22 protein-coding genes are annotated in these 25510 nt (G+C 67.6%); 14 read left to right on the plus strand and 8 right to left on the minus strand.

Annotated elements, in window-relative coordinates:
• The first annotated feature begins 23 nt into the window (after window positions 1–23).
• Together SMCB_RS04885 and folD are read left to right on the plus strand one after the other, a co-directional pair.
• Window positions 24–647 carry a response regulator transcription factor gene (locus SMCB_RS04885; protein WP_045535477.1) on the plus strand — a complete coding sequence of 208 codons (624 nt, stop codon included), beginning with the start codon at window positions 24–26 and terminating at the stop codon, window positions 645–647.
• A gap of 31 nt (window positions 648–678) precedes the next feature.
• On the plus strand, window positions 679–1533 hold the full coding sequence (gene folD, locus SMCB_RS04890) for a bifunctional methylenetetrahydrofolate dehydrogenase/methenyltetrahydrofolate cyclohydrolase FolD (protein WP_045535479.1): 855 nt from the start codon (window positions 679–681) through the stop codon (window positions 1531–1533).
• A 16-nt stretch (window positions 1534–1549) separates the two neighbouring features.
• Here folD and greA read toward each other — a convergent pair whose 3' ends face one another.
• A complete protein-coding gene (gene greA / locus SMCB_RS04895) occupies window positions 1550–2026 on the minus strand; it encodes a transcription elongation factor GreA (protein ID WP_045535482.1) in 477 nt (158 codons plus the stop codon).
• A gap of 184 nt (window positions 2027–2210) precedes the next feature.
• On the minus strand, window positions 2211–3260 hold the full coding sequence (gene tsaD, locus SMCB_RS04900) for a tRNA (adenosine(37)-N6)-threonylcarbamoyltransferase complex transferase subunit TsaD (RefSeq protein WP_045535483.1): 1050 nt from the start codon (window positions 3258–3260) through the stop codon (window positions 2211–2213).
• A gap of 128 nt (window positions 3261–3388) precedes the next feature.
• Here tsaD and SMCB_RS04905 point away from each other — a divergent pair, with 128 nt between their 5' ends.
• The 9 genes from SMCB_RS04905 (at window position 3389) to cobA (ending at window position 15911) form a co-directional block, all read left to right on the plus strand.
• Window positions 3389–4675: a nitrate regulatory protein gene (locus SMCB_RS04905; protein WP_045537659.1), complete on the plus strand. Its 1287-nt coding sequence runs from the start codon at window positions 3389–3391 to the stop codon at window positions 4673–4675.
• 314 nt (window positions 4676–4989) lie between these two features.
• On the plus strand, window positions 4990–6315 hold the full coding sequence (locus tag SMCB_RS04910; RefSeq protein WP_231851254.1) for a CmpA/NrtA family ABC transporter substrate-binding protein: 1326 nt from the start codon (window positions 4990–4992) through the stop codon (window positions 6313–6315).
• Window positions 6316–6327: 12 nt separating this feature from the next.
• The gene (ntrB, locus tag SMCB_RS04915; protein WP_045535485.1) at window positions 6328–7251 is read left to right on the plus strand and encodes a nitrate ABC transporter permease; all 924 of its coding nucleotides are present in this window, start codon (window positions 6328–6330) and stop codon (window positions 7249–7251) included.
• On the plus strand, window positions 7248–8078 hold the full coding sequence (locus SMCB_RS04920) for an ABC transporter ATP-binding protein (protein WP_045535487.1): 831 nt from the start codon (window positions 7248–7250) through the stop codon (window positions 8076–8078). Before ntrB ends, SMCB_RS04920 begins: the two co-directional genes overlap by 4 nt.
• Window positions 8078–10618 carry a nitrite reductase large subunit NirB gene (gene nirB / locus SMCB_RS04925; protein ID WP_045537663.1) on the plus strand — a complete coding sequence of 847 codons (2541 nt, stop codon included), beginning with the start codon at window positions 8078–8080 and terminating at the stop codon, window positions 10616–10618. Before SMCB_RS04920 ends, nirB begins: the two co-directional genes overlap by 1 nt.
• A gap of 57 nt (window positions 10619–10675) precedes the next feature.
• Window positions 10676–11092, plus strand: a complete 417-nt coding sequence (gene nirD / locus SMCB_RS04930) for a nitrite reductase small subunit NirD (RefSeq protein WP_045535489.1) — start codon at window positions 10676–10678, stop codon at window positions 11090–11092.
• Window positions 11093–11103: 11 nt separating this feature from the next.
• The gene (locus SMCB_RS04935; RefSeq protein ID WP_045535490.1) at window positions 11104–14046 is read left to right on the plus strand and encodes a nitrate reductase; all 2943 of its coding nucleotides are present in this window, start codon (window positions 11104–11106) and stop codon (window positions 14044–14046) included.
• A gap of 38 nt (window positions 14047–14084) precedes the next feature.
• Window positions 14085–15053 (plus strand): DNA-binding protein YbiB, encoded by a 969-nt coding sequence (gene ybiB, locus SMCB_RS04940; RefSeq protein ID WP_045535491.1) that lies wholly within the window; start codon window positions 14085–14087, stop codon window positions 15051–15053.
• 3 nt (window positions 15054–15056) lie between these two features.
• A complete protein-coding gene (gene cobA, locus SMCB_RS04945) occupies window positions 15057–15911 on the plus strand; it encodes a uroporphyrinogen-III C-methyltransferase (RefSeq protein WP_045535493.1) in 855 nt (284 codons plus the stop codon).
• A gap of 165 nt (window positions 15912–16076) precedes the next feature.
• On the opposite strand, the gene ispH is transcribed toward cobA, so the two are convergent.
• Complete coding sequence (gene ispH / locus SMCB_RS04950; RefSeq protein ID WP_045535495.1) at window positions 16077–17036, minus strand: 4-hydroxy-3-methylbut-2-enyl diphosphate reductase; 960 nt, start codon at window positions 17034–17036, stop codon at window positions 16077–16079.
• Window positions 17036–17482 (minus strand): FKBP-type peptidyl-prolyl cis-trans isomerase, encoded by a 447-nt coding sequence (locus tag SMCB_RS04955; RefSeq protein WP_045537665.1) that lies wholly within the window; start codon window positions 17480–17482, stop codon window positions 17036–17038. Before SMCB_RS04955 ends, ispH begins: the two co-directional genes overlap by 1 nt.
• 111 nt (window positions 17483–17593) lie before the next feature.
• On the opposite strand from SMCB_RS04955, the gene radC reads away from it, so the two are divergent.
• Window positions 17594–18268: a RadC family protein gene (radC, locus tag SMCB_RS04960; protein WP_045535497.1), complete on the plus strand. Its 675-nt coding sequence runs from the start codon at window positions 17594–17596 to the stop codon at window positions 18266–18268.
• Window positions 18269–18289: 21 nt separating this feature from the next.
• Here the strand turns inward: radC and ahpF are convergent, their stop codons facing one another.
• From ahpF to SMCB_RS04975, 3 genes are all read right to left on the minus strand, one after another.
• A complete protein-coding gene (gene ahpF, locus SMCB_RS04965; protein ID WP_045535500.1) occupies window positions 18290–19885 on the minus strand; it encodes an alkyl hydroperoxide reductase subunit F in 1596 nt (531 codons plus the stop codon).
• Window positions 19886–19961: 76 nt separating this feature from the next.
• Complete coding sequence (gene ahpC, locus SMCB_RS04970; protein WP_045535502.1) at window positions 19962–20525, minus strand: alkyl hydroperoxide reductase subunit C; 564 nt, start codon at window positions 20523–20525, stop codon at window positions 19962–19964.
• Window positions 20526–20671: 146 nt separating this feature from the next.
• A complete protein-coding gene (locus SMCB_RS04975; RefSeq protein ID WP_045535504.1) occupies window positions 20672–22315 on the minus strand; it encodes a CoA-acylating methylmalonate-semialdehyde dehydrogenase in 1644 nt (547 codons plus the stop codon).
• A 151-nt stretch (window positions 22316–22466) separates the two neighbouring features.
• Here SMCB_RS04975 and bfr point away from each other — a divergent pair, with 151 nt between their 5' ends.
• Window positions 22467–22943 carry a bacterioferritin gene (gene bfr / locus SMCB_RS04980; protein WP_045535506.1) on the plus strand — a complete coding sequence of 159 codons (477 nt, stop codon included), beginning with the start codon at window positions 22467–22469 and terminating at the stop codon, window positions 22941–22943.
• Between the two features lie 75 nt (window positions 22944–23018).
• Window positions 23019–23795, plus strand: coding sequence for a PP2C family protein-serine/threonine phosphatase (locus tag SMCB_RS04985; protein ID WP_045535510.1), 777 nt, complete (start codon window positions 23019–23021; stop codon window positions 23793–23795).
• Window positions 23796–23870: 75 nt separating this feature from the next.
• Here the strand turns inward: SMCB_RS04985 and guaA are convergent, their stop codons facing one another.
• A complete protein-coding gene (gene guaA / locus SMCB_RS04990; protein WP_045535512.1) occupies window positions 23871–25487 on the minus strand; it encodes a glutamine-hydrolyzing GMP synthase in 1617 nt (538 codons plus the stop codon).
• Between the last annotated feature and the right edge of the window lie 23 nt (window positions 25488–25510).

Genomic DNA, 25510 nt, shown 5'->3' on the forward strand with positions numbered 1-25510 from the left:
TGCCTACCCAATGAAGGCGACAAATGAGTGTGATGGCTAAGCGCGGTTTGGTTTACGTGGTCGATGACGATGAGGCGGTGCGCGACTCGCTGCAGTGGCTGCTCGAGGGCAAAGACTACCGGGTGCGTTGCTTCGAGTCCGCCGAGGCTTTTTTAAGCCGCTACGACCCGCGCGAAGTGGCCTGCCTAGTGGCCGACATCCGCATGGGCGGCATGAGCGGCATGGAGCTGCAAGACCGGCTGCTCGAACGCCACTCCCCCTTGCCGATCGTCTTCATCACCGGCCACGGCGACGTGCCCATGGCGGTGCAGACGATGAAAAAAGGCGCGCTCGATTTCATCCAAAAACCCTTCAACGAGCAGCAGCTCATGGCCTTGGTCGATCGCATGCTCGAGACGGCGCGCACCGCCTTTGCCGACCTCCAGCAAGCCGCCAGCCGCGAAGCCCTGATGGCCCGGCTCACCGGGCGCGAATCGCAGGTGCTCGAGCGCATCGTGGCCGGGCGGCTCAACAAGCAGATCGCCGACGACCTCAATATCAGCATCAAAACGGTGGAGGCGCACCGCGCCAACATCATGGAAAAGCTCGGCGCCAACACGGTCGCCGATCTGCTCAAAATCGCCTTGGCCCCGGGCGCCAAAGCCTAACCCCTTACCTTTTATCACCTCTAATTTTGCAATGACTGCACACTTGATCGACGGCGTGGCGCTGTCGCGGCAACTGCGCGCCGATCTGGCGCAGCGCGTAAGCACCCTAGCGGCGCACGGCCACCGGCCCGGCTTGGCGGTGCTGCTGGTGGGCGAGGATCCGGCCAGCCAGGTGTACGTGCGCAACAAGGTCAAGGCCTGCGCCGAGGCCGGCATCCACTCGCTGCTCGAACGCCACCCCGCCAGCCTGAGCCAAGCCGAGTTGCTGGCGCGCATCGCCGCGCTCAACGCCGACCCGAGCATCCACGGCATTTTGGTGCAGCTGCCGCTGCCGCCGCAGATCGACGCACAGCGCGTGATCGAAGCCATCAGCCCAGCCAAAGATGTGGACGGGTTTCACATCGCCAGCGCCGGGGCGCTGCTGGTCGGGCAGCCCGGTTTCTGGCCCTGCACCCCCTACGGCTGTCTGAAAATGCTGGAGCACATCGGCTGCGACTTGCGCGGCAAGCACGCCGTGGTCATCGGGCGCAGCAACATCGTGGGCAAACCGATGGCGCTGCTGCTGCTGCAACGCGACGCCACCGTGACCCTGTGCCACTCGCGCACCCCAGACCTCAAAACCCACACCCGGCAAGCCGACGTGATCGTGGCCGCGGTGGGCAAGGCCGGGCTGCTCACGGCCGACATGGTCAAACCCGGCGCCGTGGTGCTCGACGTGGGCATGAACCGCGACGCCGCCGGCAAACTGTGTGGTGACGTGGATTTTGCCGGCGTCAAAGAGGTCGCCGGCTACCTCACGCCAGTGCCCGGCGGCGTCGGGCCCATGACCATCACCATGCTGCTGAGCAACACCGTGCAGGCGGCCGAACGCGCCGCGGCCGCTTAGCCTCTGGGTGGGCTGCTTACTGGTAGCGCACCGCCATGATTTCGTAGCGCTTGACGCCGCCCGGGGCCTGCACCTCGGCCACGTCGCCTTCCACCTTGCCGATCAGGGCGCGCGCGATCGGGCTCGAGATGTTGATCAGGCCCTGCTTGAGGTCGGCCTCGTCTTCGCCCACGATCTGGTACGTAACCGCCGCGCCACTGAGTTCGTCTTCGAGCTCGACGATGGCCCCAAACACCACCCGGCCGCCGGCGTCGAGCGTGGCCGGGTCGATGACCTGAGCCTGCGCCAGCTTGCTCTCGATTTCGGCGATGCGGCCTTCGATGAAGCCCTGGCGCTCTTTGGCGGCGTCGTAGTCGGCGTTCTCGCTCAGGTCGCCTTGGGCGCGCGCCTCGGAGATGGCGTTGATGACCGCCGGGCGGTCGCTGGATTTGAGGCGCTGCAACTCGGATTTGAGCTGTTCGGCGCCGCGCTTGGTTACGGGATAGGTGGGCATTGTTGCGTCTCCAAATGCGAACCGCCGAGCTGTGCAGACCCGGCGGTTGATGAACGGATATTATGCCCGAACGCGGCTGCGCTCCACGGCGTGTCCACGGCGCTCGCGCGGCGCCCTCACTGCGCTTGCAGCACGATGTGCCCCTTAGATGGTGTAGCGCCTATCAAGCCGGTTGCGCGGCGGCTTAGGCGCTTGCGCTCTGCGCCAGCGGCCAGCGCGGCCGCACCGCGAAGCTGTAGCCCTCGCCGCGGGCGTCGGCGGGCATCAGGCCGGCTTGCCAGCGCATCGCGGCGGCCAGCGCGATCATGGCGCCGTTGTCGGTGCACAGGTGCAGCTCGGGGTAGTGCACGCGCAGCCCCAGGCGCTGGGCAGCGGCGTCGAGCTGCTGGCGCAAGCGCTGGTTGGCACCCACGCCGCCGGCCACCACCAGCCGCCGCAAACCGGTTTGCTGCAAGGCGGCGAGCGATTTTTTCAGCAGCACCTCGACGATGGCGGCCTCGGTGGCGGCGGCCAGATCGGCCCGGCGCGCGTCGATTTCAGCGCCCAGCTTGCGCACCTGCGTGAGCACTGCGGTTTTGAGGCCGGCAAAGGAAAAATCCAGATCGCCGCTGTGCAGCAGCGGGCGCGGCAGCTTGAAGGCGTCGGCGCGGCCGTGCTCAGCCAACCGCGCCAGCGCCGGGCCGCCGGGGTAGCCCAACCCGAGCAGCTTGGCCGATTTGTCGAAGGCCTCGCCGGCAGCGTCGTCGATGGTCTCGCCCAGCAAGTGGTAGCGCCCGACACCATCGACGCGCATCAGTTGCGTGTGCCCGCCCGAGACCAGCAGCGCCACAAACGGGAACTCGGGCGCATCGGCGCTCAAAAACGGCGACAGCAGATGCCCCTCGAGGTGGTGCACCCCGAGCGTGGGCTTGCCCAGCGCCGCCGCCATGCCGCACGCCACCCCGGCCCCCACCAGCAAGGCCCCAGCCAAGCCCGGGCCGCGCGTAAACGCCAAACAGTCGATCTGCTGCAGCGTGCAGTCGGCCTGCCGCAACACGCTGTGGGTGAGCGGCAACACGCGCCGGATGTGGTCGCGGCTGGCCAGTTCGGGCACCACGCCGCCATACGACTCGTGCATCTGCACCTGGCTGTGCAGGGCTTGGGCCAGCAGCCGCGGCGGAGCCGCACCGGCCTCGGCGCGCACCAAAGCCACCCCGGTTTCATCGCACGAGCTTTCGATTCCCAAAATCAGCATGGGATGAGTGTAAGGCAGGCACGGTATTGCGCGACACCCTTACCGCGACACCCTCCCTCGCCCCATAAGGGCATGGAAATTGCTTGAAACATGTGCCGCAACCCCGGCGCCGCCTGACCACCCCCTCGATGACCTCCAGCCTCAGTTTCCTACTGGCCGCCAAACACACCGAACTGAGCGAGTTGCAGCGGCTGGCGCAGAGCATTGCGCTGGCCCGCAGCACCGCCGCGCTGGTGCATGAATTGCAACGCGAACGCGGACTCTCCAGCCTCTGGGTGGGGCAGGCCAGCATGGGGCAGGCCCCACCCGAATCGGACTTGCGCCAGCAAACCCGGTGCACCGACCGCTGGGTCGCGCAGTGGCTGCACGAGTCCGCAGCCTTGATCGCCGCCCCCTCAGCGCACGGTGCGCGGCTGTTGAGCCGGGTGGCCTACGCGCTGCAAGGGCTGGAGGCGCTGGCGCTGCTGCGCTCGCGCGTGGCCGCCATGGCACTGGGCACACAAGGCCTGTCGGCCGATTACGCGCGCCTGATCGCCAGTTTGCTGGCGGTCGTGTTCGAGGCCGCCGACAGCGCCAGCGCGCCCGAACTGCTGCGTCCACTGGTGGCGCTGTTCAACCTGATGCAAGGCAAAGAGTGGGCCGGCCAAGAGCGCGCCGCTGGCGCCGCCCTGCTCGCCAGCGCACAGGCGCAAGCGCACGAACAGGCGCACCTGATTGATCTGATCGAGGCGCAGCAGCGTTGCCTGGAAGTGTTTGAGTCCTTTGCCAGCGCAGCGCTGCTGCCATTCTGGCAGGAGCGCCAGCGCGCCCAGCCTCTGGTCGAGCGCAGCCGCATGCGCCGTTTGCTGCTGCAAACACCGGCCGGTGGGGCGCTGGAGCCGGCACAGAGCAGGGTCTGGTTTGCCTGCTGCAGCCAGTGCATGGACGAAATGCGCCCGGTCGAGGACCAATTGACGCAATCTTTGGTAGCTCAAGCCAGCGCCTGCATGGCGCAGGTGCAAGCCGAAATCGGGCAACTCGAACAGCGCCAGCACCAGGCCGGCAGCGCGGCCAACGGGGCCAACGGGGCCAGCGAAACACAGCGGAGCAGCGCGTTTTTTGAGGCTGCGCGCCCCACCCTCCAGCCCACACCCCAAGGGCTGGCGGGCGGTTTGGAAAAATCGGTGCTCGACCTGGTGCAAGAACAGGGCCAGCGGCTGCAAGCCGCCGCCGCCGAGTTGGAAACGCTGCGCGCCAGCCTCAACGAGCGCAAACTGATCGAGCGCGCCAAAGGCCTGCTCATGGCGCACCAGCAGCTCGATGAGCCGACCGCACACAAAGCCCTGCGCGAGCTGGCCATGAACCAGAACAAGCGCATGGTGGATGTGGCCGAGGCGGTGCTCTCGATGAGCCGCCTGCTTGCACCAAGAAGGTAAGCAACCGGGCCCGAATTTGGTGCGCCGGGGCGGCAAAAGGGTGCAAAGGCAGCACCAGAGCCCCAATCACCCCGCAAAATCAACCCCAAAGCACTTTGGCACGGAATCTGCTTGATTGACTGCATGGTTCGCGCCAATGGCGGCTCGAACCCGGCTCGCAGAGCCGCAGGGGCAACGGCGTCCCTCCAACCCGCTTTCACGGTGGGCACTGGAGGACGCCGTTTTTCATTTTCTGCAGCGCCTTTCGATTGTTCATTGTTCCAGGAGTTGTCATGCCCGCGTTCAGCCCTATCCCATCTAAGCCCTGGCCCGCCTTGGCGCCAGACTCTGCCAGCCCTGCGGCAAATGGCCAGGCAGCCGGCCCGGCGCCAGCCGCCGACGTCGCCACACACAGCGGGCGCCGCAGCGCCCTGCGCCAAGGGGCTGCGCTCGCTGGCGCCGCCCTGTTGGCCACTGCCGGCACCGGCCTGATGCCCGGCCTGCGCTCGATCGCCCACGCCCAAGGCGCGGCGCGGCCCGAGCTCGAGGAGGTGCGCATCGGCTTCATCCCGCTCACCGACAGCGCCTCGGTGATCATGGCCTCGGTGCTGGAGCTGGACCGCAAACATGGGGTGCGCATCGTCCTGTCCAAGGAAGCCAGTTGGGCCGGTCTGCGCGACAAGCTGCTCAACGGCGAACTGCATATGGCGCATTCGCTCTATGGCCTGATCTACGGGCTGCAACTGGGGCTGGGCGGGCCGCGCACCGATATGTCGGTGCTGATGACGCTCAACCGCAACGGCCAAGGCATCACCCTAAGCCGCCAACTGGCCGAGCGCGGCGCGGTGGACTTGGCCACGCTGACGCAACTGATGGCACGCGAGCGCCGCGACTACACCTTCGCCCAGACCTTCCCCACCGGCACCCACGCCATGTGGCTGTACTACTGGCTGGCCAGCGCCGGCGTCAACGCGCTGCGTGACACCAAGGTCATCACGGTGCCGCCGCCGCAGATGGTGGCCAATATGCGCGTGGGCAACATGGACGGGTTCTGCGTCGGCGAACCGTGGAACCACCGCGCCATCGTGGACCGCATCGGCATCACCGCCGCCAACACCCAAGATGTGTGGCCCGACCACCCCGAGAAGGTGCTGGGCGCGCGCGCCGACTTCGTGCGCCGCCACCCCCACACCGCGCGCGCCGTGATGATGGCGGTGCTCGAAGCCAGCCGCTGGATCGACGCCAGCCTGCAAAACAAGCTGCGCATGGCCGAGACCATCGCCGCCCGCCCCTTTGTCAACACCAGCGTCAATGTGATCCGGGATCGCATTCTGGGGCGCTACCAAAACGGCCTCGGGCGCACCTGGGACGACCCCAAACACATGAAGTTCTTTGACGGCGGCGCGGTCAACTTCCCGTTCCTGTCCGATGGCATGTGGTTCCTGACCCAGTTCAAACGCTGGGGCCTGCTGCGCGAGCACCCCAACTACCTGCAAGTGGCGCAGCAGATCAACCAGATCGAGCTCTACCGTCAGGCCGCGACGCAACTCAACATCAGCGTGCCGCGCGAGCCGCTGCGCAGCAGCACCCTGATGGATGGCGTGGTCTGGAACGGCCGCGACCCGGCGCGCTACGCCGACAGCTTCAGCGTCAAAGCCTAAGGAGCCGCCACCATGGTCAGCGCCGTCTTTCATACCCCCCGACCGCTGGAGAGCAGCCACGCGGCCAGCGCCCCGGCTGCACATGCCCACACCCCAACCGCCCCGGCCACCCAAGCCGTCAAACTGGCGCCCAGCCCCCAAGGGCCGCGCTGGGACGTCAGCGCATGGCCGCCCCAGGTCGTGCCGCCGCTGTTGGGTTTGCTGCTGCTCATCGGCCTGTGGCATTTGGCCGCCAGCGGCGGCGAAGGCCAGTTCCCAACCCCGGGCGCGACCTGGAGCGCGGCGCTGGAGCTGTTCTCCGACCCCTTCTTCGTCAACGGCCCCAGCGATGTCGGCATCGGCTGGCAGGTGCTCAGCTCGCTCGAGCGCGTCGGGTTGGGCTTCGGTCTGGCGGCCTTGGTGGGCATTCCGCTGGGTTTTCTGATCGGGCGCTCGGTCTTTGCCGGGCGCATGTGCGCGCCGCTCATCAGCCTGTTCAAGCCGGTGTCGCCGCTGGCCTGGCTGCCGATTGGGCTGCTGGTGTTCCAAGGCACCGAAGCGGCGGCGATCTGGACCATCTTTATCTGCTCGATCTGGCCCATGATCATCAACACCGCCGTCGGCGTGCAGCGCGTACCGCAAGACTACCTGAACGTGGCGCGCGTGCTCAACCTGAGCGAGTGGACCATCCTGACCCAGATCTTGCTGCCCGCCGTGCTGCCCTACGTGCTCACCGGCGTGCGCCTGGCCGTGGGCACCGCTTGGCTGGTGATCGTGGCGGCCGAAATGCTGACCGGCGGCGTGGGCATCGGCTTTTGGATCTGGGACGAGTGGAACAACCTCAACATCACGAACATCATCGTGGCGATTTTCGTCATCGGCCTGGTCGGCCTGTTGCTGGAGTGGGCCTTGGTGAGCATCGCCCGCGCCTTTACTTTCGAGGAAGTCAAATCATGAACGACAGCTCCTACATCTTGATCGAGGGCGTGGCACAGCGCTTCAAAACCCAGCGCGGCGAGTTCGAGGCCCTGCGCCAGATCGACCTGCGCATCGCCAAGGGCGAGTTCGTGACCCTGATCGGGCACTCGGGTTGCGGCAAATCGACCCTGCTCAACCTGATCGCCGGCCTGACCACGCCGACCTCGGGGCTGCTGCTGTGCGCCGGGCGCGAGATCGCCGGCCCGGGGCCTGAGCGCGCCGTGGTGTTTCAAAACCACTCCCTGCTGCCTTGGCTCACCTGTTTTGAGAACGTGCACCTGGGCGTCAAGCGCGTCTTTGGGGCCGGATCGCGCAGCGCCGGGGCCAAGTCGGAGAGCAAAGCCGAACTGGCGGCGCGCACCCACGCGGCGCTGGAGCTGGTGGGCCTGAGCCACGCCGCGCAACGGCGCCCGGGGGAAATCAGCGGCGGCATGAAGCAGCGCGTCGGCATCGCGCGCGCGCTGGCCATGGAGCCCAAGGTGCTGCTGCTCGATGAGCCCTTCGGCGCGCTCGACGCCCTGACACGCGCCAAGCTGCAAGACGAACTGCTTGAGATCGTGGTTCGCACCCACAGCACCGTGGTGATGGTGACGCACGACGTGGATGAAGCGGTGCTGCTCTCGGACCGCATCGTGATGCTCACCAACGGCCCCTCGGCCACCATCGGTGAGGTGCTGACGGTGCCCCTGGCGCGCCCGCGCCAGCGCGTGGCACTGGCGGACCACCCCACGTACCTGCAATGCCGCAAAGAAGTGCTCGATTTTTTGTACACCCGCCAGACGCACGTGCACAAAGAGGCCGCATGATGGAATCCACCTCCCCCCACGGCGCCGCGCCAGCCACCCCAACCCCAGCCCCGCGCCCCAAGCTGGTGCTGGTGGGCAACGGCATGGCCGGCGTGCGCACGCTCGAAGAGCTGCTCAAGCTCAGCCCCGAGCTGTACGACATCACCGTCTTTGGCGCCGAGCCGCACCCCAACTACAACCGCATCCTGCTCTCGCCGGTGCTGGCCGGCGAGCAGGAGCCCGAGCAGATCGTGCTCAACGACTGGGGCTGGTACCGCCAGCACGGCATCACTCTGCACGCCGGCTGGAGCGTCAGCGCGGTGGACCGCACCCGGCGCCTGGTGCACGCCAGCGGGCCCGGCGGGGCCACGCACACCGTCGCCTACGACCGCTTGATCCTGGCCACCGGCTCCAACGCCTTCATCCTGCCCATCCCCGGAGCGCAACTGCCCGGCGTGCAAGGCTACCGCGACATCGCCGACACCGAGGCCATGATCGCTGCCGCAGCGCAGCACCGGCAGGCGGTAGTGATCGGCGGCGGCCTGCTGGGCCTAGAAGCCGCCAACGGGCTGATGAAGCGCGGCATGGAGGTGACCGTGGTGCATGCGGCCCCGTGGTTGATGGAGCGCCAGCTCGACCAGCGCGCCGCCGCATTGCTGCAGCGCTCGCTGCAGGCGCGCGGCCTGAAGTTTCTGCTCGGCGCCCAGACCGAGGCGCTGCTGCCCGGTGCCGATGGGCGCGTGGCAGCCGTGCGCTTCAAGGCGGGCAGCGCCCCCGAGCCGGAAATCCCGGCCCAGCTGGTGGTCATGGCGGTGGGCATACGCCCCAACACCGCTTTGGCTGAAAACATGCGGCTGCACGTGCAGCGCGGCATTGTGGTCTCGGACACGCTGCAAACCGTGACCGACCCGCGCATCTACGCCGTGGGCGAGTGCGCCGCACACCGGGGCGTCGCCTACGGCCTAGTGGCCCCGCTGTTCGAGCAGGGCAAGGTGCTGGCCAACCACTTGGCTGAGCACGGCATCGCCCGCTACAGCGGCAGCACGACCTCGACCAAGCTAAAGGTCACGGGGATCGATCTGTTCAGCGCCGGCAACTTCATGGGCGGCCCCGGTACCGAGGAAATCTTGCTCAGCGACCCGACCGCCCCCAATGGCGGCGTGTACAAAAAGCTGGTGCTGCAAGACGACAAACTGATCGGCGCCTGCCTTTATGGCGACACGGCCGATGGCAGCTGGTATTTCAAGCTGCTGCGCGAGGGCCGCTCGATTGCCGACATCCGCGACCGGCTGGTGTTTGGCGAGAGCAACCTAGGCGATGCCGGCCACCAGGGGCACCAGAAGGCCGCCCAAATGGCCGACAGCGACGAGGTCTGCGGCTGCAACGGCGTCACCAAAGGGGCCATCTGCAAAGCCATCAAGAGCCGGGGCTTGTTCACCCTCGAGGATGTGCGCAAACACACCAAGGCCAGCGCCAGTTGCGGTAGCTGCACCGGCTTGGTGGAGCAGATCCTGATGTTCAGCGCCGGCGGCGACTACTCGGCCGCGCCGCAGAAAAAAGCCCTGTGCGGCTGCACCGAGCACAGCCACCAGGAGGTGCGCGACGCCATCCGCGAGCGCAAGCTGCTGCGCATCGCCGACGTCTATCAGGCCCTCGATTGGCGCACCCCGAACGGTTGCGCCACGTGCCGGCCGGCCCTCAACTACTACCTCATCAGCACCTGGCCCAAAGAAGCCCGCGACGACCCGCAAAGCCGTTTCATCAACGAGCGCAGCCACGCCAATATCCAGAAAGACGGCACCTACAGCGTGGTGCCGCGCATGTGGGGCGGTGAGACCAGCGCCGCCGAACTGCGCCGCATCGCCGACGTGGTGGACAAGTACCAGATCCCCACCGTCAAGGTCACGGGCGGCCAGCGCATCGACCTGTTGGGTGTCAAAAAAGAAGATCTGGTGCAGGTCTGGAAAGAGATCGGCATGCCCAGCGGCCACGCCTACGCCAAGGCGCTGCGCACGGTCAAAACCTGCGTCGGTTCCGAGTGGTGCCGCATGGGCACGCAAGACAGCACCCAGATGGGCAAGGATCTGGAGCGTGCCTTTTTTGGCATGTACGCGCCGCACAAGGTCAAATTTGCCGTCAGCGGTTGCCCGCGCAACTGCGCCGAGGCCGGCATCAAGGACGTGGGCATCATCGGCGTGGAGAGCGGCTGGGAGATGTTCATCGCCGGCAACGGCGGCATCAAGACCGAGGTGGCGCACTTTTTTTGCAAGCTCAAAAGCGCCGCCGAAGTGATGGAATACACCGGCGCCTTCATGCAGCTCTACCGGCTCGAGGGCTGGTATCTGGAGCGCACGGTGCATTTTGTAAGCCGGGTGGGGCTGGACTACGTGAAACAGCGCATCCTCGACGACCCCGCTGGCCGCTTGGCGCTGTGGCAACAGCTGCAGGCGGCGCTCGCGGGCGAGCCCGACCCGTGGTGCGATTTTGAGCGGGCGCAAGTCGATGTGCGCCAGTTCCAGCCCCTAAATCAGCCCTTAGATCCCGCCGCGCTGCCGGGCTGATGTGCAGCCACTACAGGGCTGCGGCCTGCATTGCCACACACTTTTCTAGGAGACACCATGACCCGCTGGATTCCCGTCTGCAGCGTTGATGACATCCCGGCCCTGGGTTCGCGCCGCGTGGCACGCGCCCGCGGCCTCGACGTGGCCGTGTTTAAGGCCGCCGACCAGCACCTTTTTGCCCTGCTCGATCGCTGCCCGCACAAAGGCGGGCCCCTGAGCCAGGGCATCGTGTTTGGCCACAGTGTGGCCTGCCCGCTGCACAATTGGAGCATTGCCCTCGACAGCGGCGAGGCCGCCGCGCCCGACCAAGGTCAAACGCCGCGCTTCGCCCTCAAAGTCGAGCACGGGCAGGTGTTCCTAGACGCCCACGAGCTCGACACCCTGGCCACCGAGGCCACGCGGCCGCTGGCGGGCCCGGCCCGGCGCACCTGCCCCGGCGTGACCAGCGGCAGCTGCCCGGCGCCCGCCAAATAAGGCACACACCCATGGCCACTACCACCCGTTCCACCTGCCCCTACTGCGGCGTGGGCTGTGGCGTGCTGATCGAGCACCAGGGCGGCCACATCACCGGCGTGCGCGGCGACCCCGAGCATCCGGCCAATTTCGGCCGTTTGTGCAGCAAAGGCTCGACCCTGCACCTGAGCGCTCGCCCCGAGCTGGCGCAAGCCACCCGGCTGCTGCATCCGCAGTGGCGCAGCGCACGCGGCCAGCCGCCTCAGGCCATGGCTTGGGAGCCGGCGCTCGATCTGGCGGCCAGCCGCATCGCCAGCACCGTGCGCCAGCACGGCCCCGACGCCGTGGGCGTCTATGTGAGCGGCCAATTGCTGACCGAGGACTACTACGTCTTCAACAAGCTCGTCAAAGGCGTGCTGGGCAGCAACCAGATCGACTCCAACTCGCGCCTGTGCATGAGCAGCGCCGTGGTCGGCTACAAACGCACCCTGGGGGCCGACGCGCCGCCGCCCTGCTACGAGGACTTGGAGCTGGCACAAACGCTGTTCATCGTCGGCAGCAACACCGCCTGGGCGCACCCGGTGCTGTTTCGCCGCATCGAAGACGCGCGCGCGGCACGGCCGGATCTGCGCCTGATCGTCGCCGACCCGCGCCGCACCGACACCGCCGCCTGCGCCGACCTGCATCTGGCGCTGCAACCCGGCACCGACGTGGCGCTGCTGCACGGCCTGCTGCACATCATGCTGCAAGAGGGCTGGGTGGATCGGGCCTACATCGCTGCCCACACCAGCGGTTTTGAAGCCTTGGAAGCGATCGTGCGTGCGCACACCCCCGCCCACACGGCGCGCCTGTGTGGCTTGCAGCAGGCCGACCTGCTCACCGCCGCGCGCTGGCTTGCCGGCCTCGACGCCCCTGCCCCGGCTGGCACCCCGGCCGCCGCCGCCTCGGCTGCCACCGCCCCGGTCTTTAGCGGCCGCGATGGCCGCCGCCGCCGCCCCACCCTGAGCCTGTACTGCCAGGGCCTGAACCAGAGCAGCAACGGCAGCGCCAACAACGCCGCCCTGATCCACCTGCATCTGGCCACCGGGCAGATCGGCCAAGCCGGTGCCGGCCCCTTTAGCCTGACCGGCCAGCCCAACGCCATGGGCGGGCGCGAAGTGGGCGCCATGGCCAACCTGCTCAGCGCCCACCGCGATCTGGCCAACCCCGCGCACCGGGCCGAAGTGGCGCAGCTCTGGGGCCTGCCCAGCGTGCCCGAGCAAGCCGGGCGCAGCGCCGTCGAGATGTTCCAGGCCGCCGCCGAGGGTGCGGTCAAGGTGCTGTGGATCGTCTGCACCAACCCGGCCCAAAGCCTGCCCGACCAGAGCATGGTGCGCGGGGCGCTGGAGCGGGCCGAGTTCGTGATCGTGCAGGAGGCCTTTGCCCACACCGCCACCACCGCCTACGCCGACCTGCTGCTGCCTGCCGCCACCTGGGGCGAAAAAGAAGGCACGGTGACCAACAGCGAGCGCTGCATCAGCCGCGTGCGCCGCGCCGTGCCCGCGCCGCTGCACCCCGACCATGCGCAAGACGGCCCGCGGCCCGATTGGGTGATCGCGCGCGACCTGGCGCAGCGCCTCGAAGCCCTGCTGCACCCGCAGCCCGGGGCGCAGCGGCGCATCCACTTCGACTACCCCACGCCCGAAGCGGTGTGGAACGAACACCGTCAGAGCACCTGCGGCCGCGACCTGGACATCAGCGGCCTGAGCTACGCCCTGCTCGAGCGCGCCGGCCCGCAGCAGTGGCCGCTGCCCAAGGGGCAAAGCCGCGGACTCAAGCGCCTGTATGCCGACGGCCGCTTCCCGACCGCCGACGGCAAGGCGCGCTTTGCGGCTCTCGCCTACCGCCCACCCCACGAAACCTGCGACGCCGCCTACCCGCTGGCCCTGAACACCGGCCGGTTGCGCGACCAGTGGCACGGCATGAGCCGCACCGGCCTGCTGGGGCGCTTGTTTGGCCACGCCCCGGAACCGGTGCTGCAGATGCACCCGCAAGACATGGCGCGCAGCAACCTGGCCGACGGTGCGCTGGTGAGCGTGCAGAGCGCACGCGGGCGCATCGTGCTGCCGCTGCAGGCCTGCGCAGAACTGGGGCCGGGGCAGGTTTTTTTGCCCATGCACTGGGGTTCAGACTGCCTGGGCGGTCGAACGCTGGCCGGCCAGCCGCTGCTGGGCGTCAATGCCCTGAGCAGCCCAGCCTACTGCCCGGCCTCCAAACAACCGGAGCTCAAGCACGCCGCGGTGCGCGTGGAGCCCGTCGAACTGCCCTGGACCCTGCTGGCGTTGGCCTGGCTGCCGGAATACGAGGCCGCCCAAACCCGGGCCTGGCTGTCGGAACAACTGCGCCAGTTCGACTTCGCCACCTGCGTGCCTTTTGGCCGCCACGAGGAGCAGGGGCGCACGGGCGTGCTGTTGCGCGCCGCCAGCCTGCAAGCCCCTGCCGCCGCGCTGCTCGACGCCGTGGCCGCGCGCCTGGGGCTGAACACCCCCGACACCCTGTGCTACCGCGACCCCCAGCGCGCCCAGGTGCGGGCGCTGCGCCTGCTGCGCCCCAGCCCCGACTCCGAGCCCCGGCTCGAGGCCCTGCTGCTGGCTGGCGACGTGCGCTCGGCCGCCTGGCTCAAAACGCTGCTGCTGGATGAAAGCCCCGTGCTGTCCAGCGGACAGCAGCTGCTGCGGCCCAGCGCGGCCGCGCCCTTGGCCTCGGCTGCAATGCCGACCAGCCGCAACCGCCAGGTCTGCGCCTGCCTCAATGTGAGCGAGCAGGCCATCACCCTGCACCTGGCAAGCAGCCCGGGCAGCGCCAGCCAGCGGCTAGCACACCTGCAAAGCACACTCCAATGCGGCACCCAATGCGGCTCTTGCATACCCCAGCTCAAGCGGCTGCTGCAGGCCGTGGCCGCGCCCGCCATGGGGTCTGAAACGCAAATCGCTTAATAACGATAAGTGATTATCACAATGGCACAATGACGGCAATGAGCATCAAAGACCATCTGAAAAAAATCGGGCGCGGCAAGGACGGCGCGCGCGCACTCGAACGCGCGCAGGCCGCCGACCTGTTCGGGCAGGTGCTCGACGGCGCCGTGAGCGATCTCGAGATCGGCGCCTTCTGCCTGGCCATGCGCTTCAAGGGCGAGACCGCCGATGAAATGGCGGGTTTTCTCGACGCGCTGCATGGGCGCCTGCAACGCTGGCCCGCCCCCGCCCACAGCCCCTTGCCCACCGTGGTGCTGCCCAGCTACAACGGCGCGCGCAAGCTGCCGGTGCTCACCCCCTTGCTGGCGGGTTTGCTGGCGCGCGAGGGGCTGGCGGTGCTGTGGCACGGCTGCGCCACCGAAGACGCCCGCGCCCACCCCGAGGCGCTGCTGCCGGCGCTCGAAGCGGCGGGCTTGCTCAGCCCCGATCTGCAGCCCGGCCGGGTCTGCTGGGTGCCCACGCAGCGCCTGCACCGGGGTCTGCAGCGCCTGCTCGACGTGCGCCGCACCGTGGGCTTGCGCAACAGCGCGCACAGCCTGGTCAAGCTCATGAACCCGGTGGCCGGGCCGGCCTTGCTGCTGAGCAGCTACACCCACAGCGAATACCTGCACAGCATGAGCGCCACGCTGGCGCTGACCGGCACCCACGCCCTGCTGTTGCGCGGCACCGAGGGCGAGCCGGTGGCCGACGCACGGCGTTGCCCGGCGATGGACGCCTTCGTTGCCGGGCAAAGCTGGCGCATCCAAGAGGCCCAAGGCGGCCCCCTGGTGCCGGTGCCCGGCTTGCCCGCGCCCGACGCCGAAGCCACCCGGCGCTGGACCGAGGCCGCGCTGGCTGGCGCGCACGCCATCCCCGACCCGATCCGGCAGCAGGTGCGCCGCACCCTGGAGCTGGCGCACCTGATCGCCGCCGGCCCGCCCTACGCCCTGCCCGTCCTGCCCACCCCGCAGCCCACCCCCACCGAGTAGCCCATGAACGCCTTGCCCCCTGCACCACCACCCCTGAGCCTAGCCCTAGGCCGCTGCACCTTGGTCGGGGCCGGGCCCGGCGACCCCGAGCTGCTCACCCTCAAGGCCGCGCGGGCCATTGCGCGCGCCACGCTGCTGCTGGTCGATGACCTGGTGAGCGACGAAATCGTGGCCTTGGCCGCGCCCGGCGCGCGCGTGATCCACGTCGGCAAACGTGGGGGCTGCCGCTCCACCGCGCAGTCGTTCATCGAAAAACTGATGATCCAAGCGGTGCGCGAGGGCGAGCAGGTGGTGCGCCTCAAGGGCGGCGACCCGTTCATTTTTGGCCGTGGCGGCGAAGAGCTGGAGCACCTGCGCGCCGCCGGCATCGAGGTCGAAGTGATCAACGGCATCACCGCGGGCCTGGCGGCGGCGACGGCGCTCGGGGTGCCGCTGACGCATCGCGACCGCGCCCACGGGGTGGTGTTCGTCACCGGGCACGCCAAACCGGGGGGCAACAGCCCCGACTGGCGCGCGCTGGCGCAGACCTGCCACGCCGCGCGCCTGACGCTGGTAATCTATATGGGCGTGCAGATGGCGGCGCAAATCCAAGCCGAGCTGCTGGCCGGCTTGCCGGCCTGCACCCCGGTGGCGCTGGTGCAGCACGCCACCCTGGCGCAGCAGCGCCATGCGCTGTGCGAATTGCAGCACCTGCACAGCACGCTCGAGCGCGAGGGCTTGGGCAGCCCGGCGGTGATCGTGGTCGGTGAGGTGTTGCAGGGTCTGCTGGCTTTGGCGGAAGCGGCACCGCATAGCGCGGCGGAAGTGGCAGCTGATCTGGCGGCCGATGCGCCGGCTAGGCTGAGCCGGGCGGCCTGAACCGACCGGGCAGCCTGAATCGACCTAGCGGCAAGGTCTGGCAAAGCGCTCCCCCACCCGTCGCGGCGCCATACAGGTGCCCCAGCAAGGCGCAAAGCACAGCCCTAGCCCAAGCCCAAGCCCAAGCCCAATCTTACGGGCATGAGCGACAGCATCACAGCCCCCTCAATCCCCCTTGAGCCCCTTGGGCAACGGAAACTTGAGGGTCTCGCGCGCACCGTCGAGGCTGCGCACCGACACCGCCCCCAGCGCCTTGAGGCGCTGCAGCACGCCTTGCACCAGCCGCTCCGGCGCCGAGGCCCCGGCCGTTACGCCCACGCGCGCCGCGTTGGCAAACCAGTGGTCGCGCAGTTCGGATTCGTCTTCCACCATATAAGCCGGCACACCCAGGCGCTGCGCCAGCTCGCGCAGCCGGTTGGTGTTGGAGCTGCTCGGGCTGCCCACCACCACCACCGCATCGACCAAGGGGCTGAGCAACTTGACCGCGTCTTGGCGGTTTTGCGTGGCGTAGCAGATGTCTTGCTGCTTGGGCTCGCGCAGCGTCGGAAAGCGCGCGCGCACGGCGGCGGCGATTTCGGCCGCGTCATCGACGCTGAGCGTGGTCTGCGTCACCAGCGCCAGCCGTTCGCTCTGGCGTGGCTGCACCCGCGCCACGTCGGCCAGGTCTTCGACCAGGTGGATGCCGGCGTCGAGCTGGCCCATGGTGCCTTCGACCTCTGGGTGCCCCTTGTGGCCGATCATGATGAACTCGTAGCCCTCTTGGTGCAGCTTGGCCACTTCCACGTGCACCTTGCTCACCAGCGGGCAGGTGGCGTCGAAGATGCGAAAGCCGCGCTGTTCGGCCTCCTGCTGCACCGCCCGGCTGACCCCGTGGGCGCTGAACACCAGCGTGGCCCCGGCGGGCACCTCGGCCAGGTCTTCAATGAAAATGGCGCCGCGCGCCTTGAGATCGTTGACCACGTGGGTGTTGTGCACGATCTCGTGGCGCACGTAGATCGGACGGCCATACTTGGCTAAGGCGCGCTCGACGATTTCGATGGCGCGATCGACCCCGGCGCAAAAGCCGCGCGGGTCGGCCAGCAGCACCTCGTGCACAGGCGTGGGCGTGGGCGTGGGCGTCAGCATCACAGCACCCCAATCAGCTGCACTTCAAAACGCACCGGCTGGCCAGCCAGCGGGTGGTTGAAGTCGATCTGCAGCGCGCCGTCCTCGCGCACTTGGCACACGGTGCCGGCGTAGTGGCCCAAGCCGTCGGGGGTGGGGAACTGCAGCACATCGCCCACGGCGCTGCCTTGCAACGGCTGGCCCAAGCGCTCCAGCAGGGTGCGCGCCACCCATTGCACCATCTGCGGCTGGCGCTCGCCAAAAGCGGCCCCGGCTGGCAGCTCGATCACCGCGTGCGCGCCTTCGTGCAAGCCCAGCAGGCGCTCTTCGAGTGCCGGCGACAGCGCGCCGCTGCCCAAGCTCAGGGTAGCGGGCTGGGCGCTGAAGGTGTCGATCAGGCTGCGTCCGTCCGGCCCCGAGAGGCGGTAATGCAGGGTAAGGAAGGAGTCGGGGCCGACTGGGTTCATGGCGGGGTTGCGCTGCGGCAACAATAGGGGCTGCAAAATGGGGGCTGCAAAATAGGGCTGAATCAGCGCATTGTAAAAAACTTGGGAGATGCCGCCTTGAACCCCCCTTCGATGCCCCTCAAGGGCCTGCCCGCCGACGCGCGGCCGCGCGAAAAACTGTTGCAGCGCGGCCCCGCCGCCTTGAGCGATGCCGAGCTGCTGGCGCTGCTGCTGCGCACCGGCATACCGGGCAAGAACGTGGTGCAACTGGCGCAGGAACTGGTGGACCGCTTTGGTGGCGTGGCCGGGCTGCTGCACAGCAGCGCGTCAGATCTGCAACGCATCAAGGGCCTAGGGCCGGCCAAACGCGCCGAGCTGCTGGCGGTGGTCGAGTTGGCGCGGCGCACGCTGGCGCAGGGCTTGAGCGAGCGGCCCTTGTTCGATTCGCCGCAAGCGGTGGCGCAGTACCTGCAGCTGCACCTGGGTCACAAGCCGCACGAGGTGTTTGCGCTGCTGTACCTAGACAGCCAGCACCGGCTGCTGGCCTTCGAGGAGCTGTTTCGCGGCACCCTGACGCAGACTAGCGTCTATCCGCGCGAAGTGGTACTGCGCGCCCTGCACCACCACGCCGCGGCTGTGGTGCTGGCGCACAACCACCCCAGCGGGGTGAGCGAGCCCTCACGCGCCGACCAGAGCCTGACGGCCACGCTCAAGGCCGCGCTGGCGTTGGTGGACGTGCGGGTGCTGGACCACTTCGTCGTCACCGCCGACAGCTGCCGCTCGATGGCCGAAATGGGGCTGGTCTAGCCGCTGGCCTATCGGCCGCGCTCAAACCTGCGGCACGGCCTCGATGGGCGCCGTTTGTGCCTGCGGGGTGCGGATCAGGTAATCGAAGGCGCTCAGGGCCGCTTTGGCGCCCTCGCCGGCGGCGATCACGATCTGCTTGTAGGGCACCGTGGTGCAGTCGCCGGCGGCAAACACGCCCGGCAGGCTGGTGTGGCCCTTGGCGTCGATGGCGATCTCGCCAAAGCGGTTGAGCTCCAGCGTGCCCTTGAGCCATTCGGTGTTGGGCACCAAGCCGATCTGCACAAAAATGCCTTCCAGCGCCAATTCTTGCGGCGTGCCGCTGCGGCGGTCGGTGTAGCGCAGGCCCACCACGCGCGCGCCGTCGCCCAGCACCTCGGTGGTTTGCGCTTGCGTGATCACGCTCACGTTGGGCAGGCTGCGCAGCTTGGCTTGCAGCACCGCATCGGCGCGCAGCTCGTCGGCAAACTCGAGCAGCGTCACGTGCTGCACGATGCCGGCCAGGTCGATCGCCGCTTCCACGCCCGAGTTGCCGCCGCCGATCACCGCCGTGCGCTTGCCCTTGAACAGCGGGCCGTCGCAGTGTGGGCAGTAGGCCACGCCGCGGTTTTTGTATTCGGTCTCGCCCGGCACGTTCATGTTGCGCCAGCGCGCCCCGGTGGAGAGCACCACGCTGCGCGCCTTGAGCACCGCACCGCTGGCCAGCTCGACGCCGATCAAGCCGCCGGGCTGCGCCGCCGGCAGCAGGCGCACGGCGCGTTGCAGGTTCATGAGCTGCACCTCGTAGTGGCGCGCATGCGCCTCCAGCTCGGCGGCCAGCTTGGGGCCTTCGGTGTGCAGCTGCGCGGGGTAGTTCTCGATGCCCAGCGTGTCGTTGAGCTGGCCGCCCATGCGCTCGGCCAGCAAGCCGGTGCGGATGCCTTTGCGCGCTGCGTACACCGCCGCCGCCATGCCAGCTGGGCCACCGCCGATGTTGAGCAGGTCAAACGGCTCCAAGGCATCGAGCTGCTGCGCTTGTTTGACGAGGGAGCCAGCGTCGAGCTTGGCCAGCACCTCTTCGGCGCTCATGCGGCCCGAGCCGAACACCGCGCCGTTCAAATACACCGAAGGCACCGCGAGCACGTCGCGCTCGTTGACCTCTTGCTGGAACAGCGCGCCGTCGATCACCACCGTCTGCACGCGGGGGTTGAACAGCGCCATCAGGCTGAGCGCCTGCACCACGTCGGGGCAGTTGTGGCAGCTCAGCGACATATAGACCTCGAAACGATAGTCGCCCGGCAAGGCCTTGATCTGCTCGATCAGGCCCGCCTCGACCTTGGGCGGATGCCCACCCGCCCACAGCAGCGCCAGCACCAGCGAGGTGAACTCGTGGCCCAGCGGCACGGCGGCAAAACGCAAGCCGCCCGGCCCGCCCTGCCCTTGCACACTAAAAGACGGCACGCGCGCGTCTTGCCCGTCGGTGCGCAGCCGGATTTTGTCCGACATGGCAGCCAGGGTTTCGAGCAGCTCACGCATCTCTTGCGCGGCGCTGGAATCGTCGAGCGCAGCCACCAGATCAACCGGCTGCTGCAGGCGCTCCAGATAGGCTTGGAGCTGGGCTTTGAGGGCGGCGTCGAGCATGTGCGATCCTAGGTGCAAAAACAGGGGGGCGGACTGGGCCTGGCACAGAGCCAGGCCAGGGGCTTGAGGGACTGGCTTAGATTTTGCCGACCAGTTCCAGCGACGGGGCCAGGGTTTTGGCGCCTTCGTTCCACTTGGCTGGGCAGACTTGGCCGGGGTTCTTGGCCACGTACTGGGCAGCCTTGAGCTTGCGCAGGGTCTCTTTGACGTCGCGTGCGATGGCGTTGTCGTGGATTTCAGCGGTTTTGATCTGGCCTTCGGGGTTGATGATGAAGGTGCCGCGCAGCGCCAGACCTTCGGCCTCGATGTGAACGCCAAAGGCGCGCGTCAGGGTGTGGGTCGGGTCGGCCACCAGCGGGAACTTGGCCTTGCCCACGGCGGGCGAAGTCTCGTGCCAGACTTTGTGCGAGAAGTGGGTGTCGGTGGTCACGATGTAGACCTCGGCCCCGAGCTTTTGGAACTCGGCGTAGTTGTCAGCCGCGTCTTCGACTTCGGTCGGGCAGTTGAAGGTGAAGGCGGCCGGCATGAAAATCAGCACCGACCACTCGCCCTTGAGGGTCTCGTCCGAAACTTGCACGAACTTGCCGTTGTGGAAAGCCTGGGCTTTGAAAGGCTGAACTTGGGTATTGATGATCGACATGGAAACTCCTGAAGGTGGATGACTGAGGGTTAACGAGATGAGTGGAAACCCCAGTTATGATAGCTCAGCCGATAGCCGTTGTTTATTGATCGTGGCTATCGCGGGCATTGATGCGCTGCAGCAGATGCGCTGCAACTGGAGGCGGCCTACTTCATCGTCGGCATGGTGAACTCGGGGCCGCGCTGGCCAGTCGGCCAGCGCGCGGTGACGGTTTTGAGCCGGGTGTAGAAGCGCACCCCGTCGGGTCCGTGCATGTGCAGCGGGCCAAACAGGCTGCGCTTCCAGCCGCCAAAGCTGTGAAAGGCCATGGGCACCGGGATCGGCACGTTGATGCCGACCATGCCCGCCTGCACCCGGTGCGCAAACTGGCGTGCGGCGTCGCCGTCGCGGGTGAAAATGGCGCAGCCGTTGCCGTATTCGTGCCCGTCCACCAGCTTGAGGGCGGCCTCCCAATCGGGCACCCGCAGCAAGCACAGCACCGGGCCAAAAATCTCCTCGCGGTAAATGCGCATCTCGGGGCGCACGCGGTCAAAAAGGCAGCCCCCCAGAAAAAACCCCTCTTCGAAGCCGGGCACGCGCAGGCCGCGGCCATCGACCAGCAGCTCGGCACCCTCGGCCACTCCGGCATCGATGTAGGCGCGCACGCGCTCGCGGTGCGCCGCCGTCACCAGCGGCCCCATGTCGGGCTCATTCGGGTCGCCGTGCGTGGCTTGCACACCCTGCACACCCTGCACACCCTGCACACCCTGCACGCTTTGCACGCTTTGCACGCTTTGCACGCTTTGCACGCTTTGCTGCTCTGCACTGCCCGGGTTGCCGGGCCCGATGCGCAGCCCTTCGACCAAGGGGCGCAGCTTGGCGATCAGCGCCTCGGCCGTGGCATCGCCCACGCAAACCGCCACCGAGATCGCCATGCAGCGCTCACCCGCCGAGCCGTATGCCGCACCCAGCAGCGCGCTGGCGGCTTGGTCCAGATCGGCATCGGGCAGGATCACCATGTGGTTCTTGGCCCCGCCCAGCGCCTGCACGCGCTTGCCCAAGGCGCTGCCGCGGGCGTAGAGGGCTTCGGCCACCGGCGTGGAGCCGACGAAGCTGAGCGCTTGCACGCGCGGATCGTCGAGCAGGGCATCGACCGCCAGCCGGTCGCCCTGCAGCACGTTGAACACGCCCTCGGGCAGGCCGGCCTGCTGCAGCAGCCGGGCCAAGATCAGCGGCGCGCTCGGTACGCGCTCAGAGGGTTTGAGCACGAAGGTGTTGCCGCAAGCCAGCGCCACCGGGAACATCCACATCGGCACCATGCAGGGAAAATTGAAAGGCGTAACGCCCGCCACCACCCCCAGCGGCGCGTACTCAGTGTAGGAATCCACCCCGCGGCCGACGTTGATCGAATGCTCGCCCTTGAGCAGGTGCGGCGCGCCACAGGCGAACTCGACCACCTCCAGCCCGCGCGTGAGCTCGCCGTGGGCGTCGGCCAGCACCTTGCCGTGCTCGGCGCTGATGGCGGCGGCAATCTCGCCCGCATGGCGCTCCAGCAATTCCTTGAAGCGAAACAACACCCGCGCGCGCTGCAACGGCGGTGTCTCGGCCCAAGCCGGGAAAGCCGCTTGGGCTGCAGACACCGCCTGCGCTGCCTCGGCCGCCGAGGCCAGCGCCACTTGGGCCTGCACCTTGCCCGTGGCCGGGTTGTACACCTCGGCGGTGCGGCCGCTGCTGCCAGCGACCGCGTGGCCGTTGATGAAATGCGGGATGAGGGACGATTCGAGGGATGGTGGGTTGGGAGGTGTGGTCATGCTCTGAAACTTTCAAAATCGGGCGGCTGCGCAGGACGCCAGCCAAGCGCGGTGGTCACAAAAGCGCTAAACTGCAAACACGCAGAGCCTATACGCAATCCGCGCTCGTCCCCCGCCATCCACCACACAAACAAACAAAGGACACTACACCATGCAAGGCAACAACCAAGTCATCGGCCACCTGCAGGCCCAGCTCAAAAACGAGCTGACCGCCATCAACCAGTATTTTGTCCACTACCGCATGCTCAAGCACTGGGGCCTCGACAAGCTGGCGCAAAAAGAGTACCAAGAATCCATCGGCGAGATGAAGCACGCCGACCGCCTGATGGACCGCATTTTCATGCTCGACGGTCTACCCAACCTGCAAGACTTGGGCAAGCTCAACATCGGCGAGAGCGTGCCCGAAATTCTGAGCAGTGACTTGGCGTTGGAGCGGGCGGCGCAAGCCACCATCAAAGACGGCATCGCCCACTGCGAGAGCGTGCGCGACTACGTCTCGCGCGACCTGCTGCTCGAAATTCTGCAAGACACCGAGGAACACATCGACTTCCTCGAAACCCAGATCGATCTGCTCGGTAAGGTGGGGGTGCAAAACTACTTGCAGAGCATGATGGGCAGCGTCGAATAAAAGCCCTGCGAGCAGCAGACTCCACCAAAGCAAGCCCGGCGCCCGTTTGGTCGGGCAATCGGCCCCACCCTTCACATGGCCGCCCCCTACCGCATCAGCGCCTGCACCGGCATCGACCAGGGCGACCGCCCCTATCAACAAGATCAGCTCGGCTTGTTTGCGCACGAGCACAACAAAGGCTGCGTGCTGGGCGTGATCGCCGACGGCATGGGTGGCCTGACCGGGGGCCGCAAGGCCGCCGAACAGGTGCTGATGACGGCGCAGCAGCTGTTTCAGCGTTTCGACCCAGCCACCGACGATGGGGCGGCGTTTTTGCTGCGCATGGCGCAAGAGGCCCATCTGGGCATACGCCTGACGGCCGCCGCCGCCGATCTGGAGCCCCACAGCACCCTTGCTGCCCTATTGCTCTTGCCCGGCGGTCGCTGCCATTTCGCGCACTCGGGCGATTCGCGGCTGTACCACTTTCGTGGCGCGCAGTTGCTTCACCGCAGCCGGGACCACTCGCTGGTGCAGGCTTTGGTTGCGCAGGGGTTGTTGAGCGACGCACAAGCGCGCACCGACCCGCGCGGCAACCTGCTGCTGCACTGCCTCGGCACCGAGCAGCCCCCGGCCATCGAAGCCCACCTGTGCGAAGCCTTGCAAGCAGGCGATGCGCTGCTGGCCTGCAGCGACGGCATCTGGCAGTGCTTTAGCGACGCGGAACTGGGCGCCTTGGTGCACCAAGCCTCACCCCGGCAGGCGTGCGAACAGCTGGTGGCGCAAGCGCGCCTGCGCGCCGCCGGCAGTTGCGACAACCTGAGCCTGATCGTGATCAAGCTCGATGCCGTGGTAGCGGTCGCTGCGCCGGGCTAGCGGATGGAACCATGCGCCTTGGCGTAGACAGCGATCCAGGGCCAGATGCCGCTCGGCAGCGGGTCAAACGCGGCCTCACTCCCACTCGATCGTCGCCGGGGGTTTGCTGCTGATGTCGTAGGTGACGCGGTTGATGCCGCGCACTTCGTTGATGATGCGCCCCGATACGCGCTTGAGCAGGCTGTAGGGCAGCTCGGCCCAGTCGGCGGTCATGAAGTCGCTGGTCTGCACTGCGCGCAGCGCCACCACGTAGTCGTAGGTGCGGCCGTCGCCCATCACGCCCACGCTTTTGACCGGCAAAAACACGGCAAAAGCCTGGCTGGTGAGCTCGTACCAGCTTTTGCCGCTGTGCGGCTCGAGCGTGGAGCGCAGTTCTTCGATGAAAATCGCGTCGGCGCGGCGCAGCAGGTCGGCGTAGTCTTTTTTGACCTCGCCCAAGATGCGCACGCCCAGCCCGGGGCCGGGGAAGGGGTGGCGCTGCACCATCTCGGGCGGCAAGCCGAGCGCCACGCCGAGTTCGCGCACTTCGTCTTTAAACAGGTCGCGCAGCGGCTCGAGCAGCTTGAGGCCCAGTTGCTCGGGCAGGCCACCCACGTTGTGGTGGCTCTTGATGGTCACGGCTTTTTTGCTCTTGGCGCCGCCGGATTCGATCACATCCGGGTAAATAGTGCCTTGCGCCAACCACTTGGCGCCTTTTGTTGAAGCACCACTTGAAATCAGCTTGGCGGCTTCGGCCTTGAACACCTCAACAAACAGGCCGCCGATGATCTTGCGCTTTTGCTCGGGCTCGCTCACACCGGCGAGCCGCTCCAGGAACAGATCGGCGGCATCGACCCGGATCACCTTGGCGTGCAGCTGGCCGACGAACATCTCCATCACGGCGTCGCCCTCGTGCAGGCGCAGCAGGCCGTGGTCCACGAACACGCAAGTGAGCTGCTCCCCGATGGCGCGGTGGATCAGGGCCGCGGCCACCGACGAATCGACGCCGCCCGACAGGCCCAGTATCACCTCTTCGTCGCCCACTTGGGCGCGGATTTTTTGCACCGCTTCTTCGATGTGGTCGCGCATCACCCAGTCTGGTCGGGCGCCGCAGATGCCGAGCACGAAGCGCTCGAGCATGGCGCGGCCCTGCACCGTGTGCGTGACTTCGGGGTGGAACTGCAGGCCGTAGAAGCGCCGCGCCTCGTCGCACATGCCGGCAATCGGGCAGGCCTCGGTGCTGGCCATGAGCGCAAAGCCCGGCGGCAGCGCCGTGACCTTGTCGCCGTGGCTCATCCAGACCTTGAGCATGCCGTGGCCTTCGGGGGTGTGAAAGTCGGCGAGGTCGCGCAGCAAGGCGCTGTGGCCACGCGCGCGCACCTCGGCGTAGCCAAACTCGCGCGTGCGGCCGGCCTCGACCTTGCCCCCGAGCTGCTGCGCCATGGTCTGCATGCCGTAGCAGATGCCCAGCACCGGCAGCCCAAGCTCGAACACGGCGTCGGGCGCTTTGTCATCGACCTCATAGACGCTGGCGTGGCTGCCCGAGAGGATGATGCCCTTGAGCGTGCCGTCGGCGGCGTACTGGCGCAGCCAGTCGCTGCTCACATCGCAAGGGTGCACTTCGCAGTACACGTGCGCTTCGCGCACCCGGCGCGCGATCAGCTGCGTGACTTGGGAGCCGAAATCGAGGATGAGGATTTTGTGGTGTTGCACGGCGGCAAGCCTAAAGTTGAATC

It is taken from the genome of Serpentinimonas maccroryi (genome assembly GCF_000828915.1).
GTDB classification, from domain to species: Bacteria; Pseudomonadota; Gammaproteobacteria; order Burkholderiales; family Burkholderiaceae_C; genus Serpentinimonas; species Serpentinimonas maccroryi.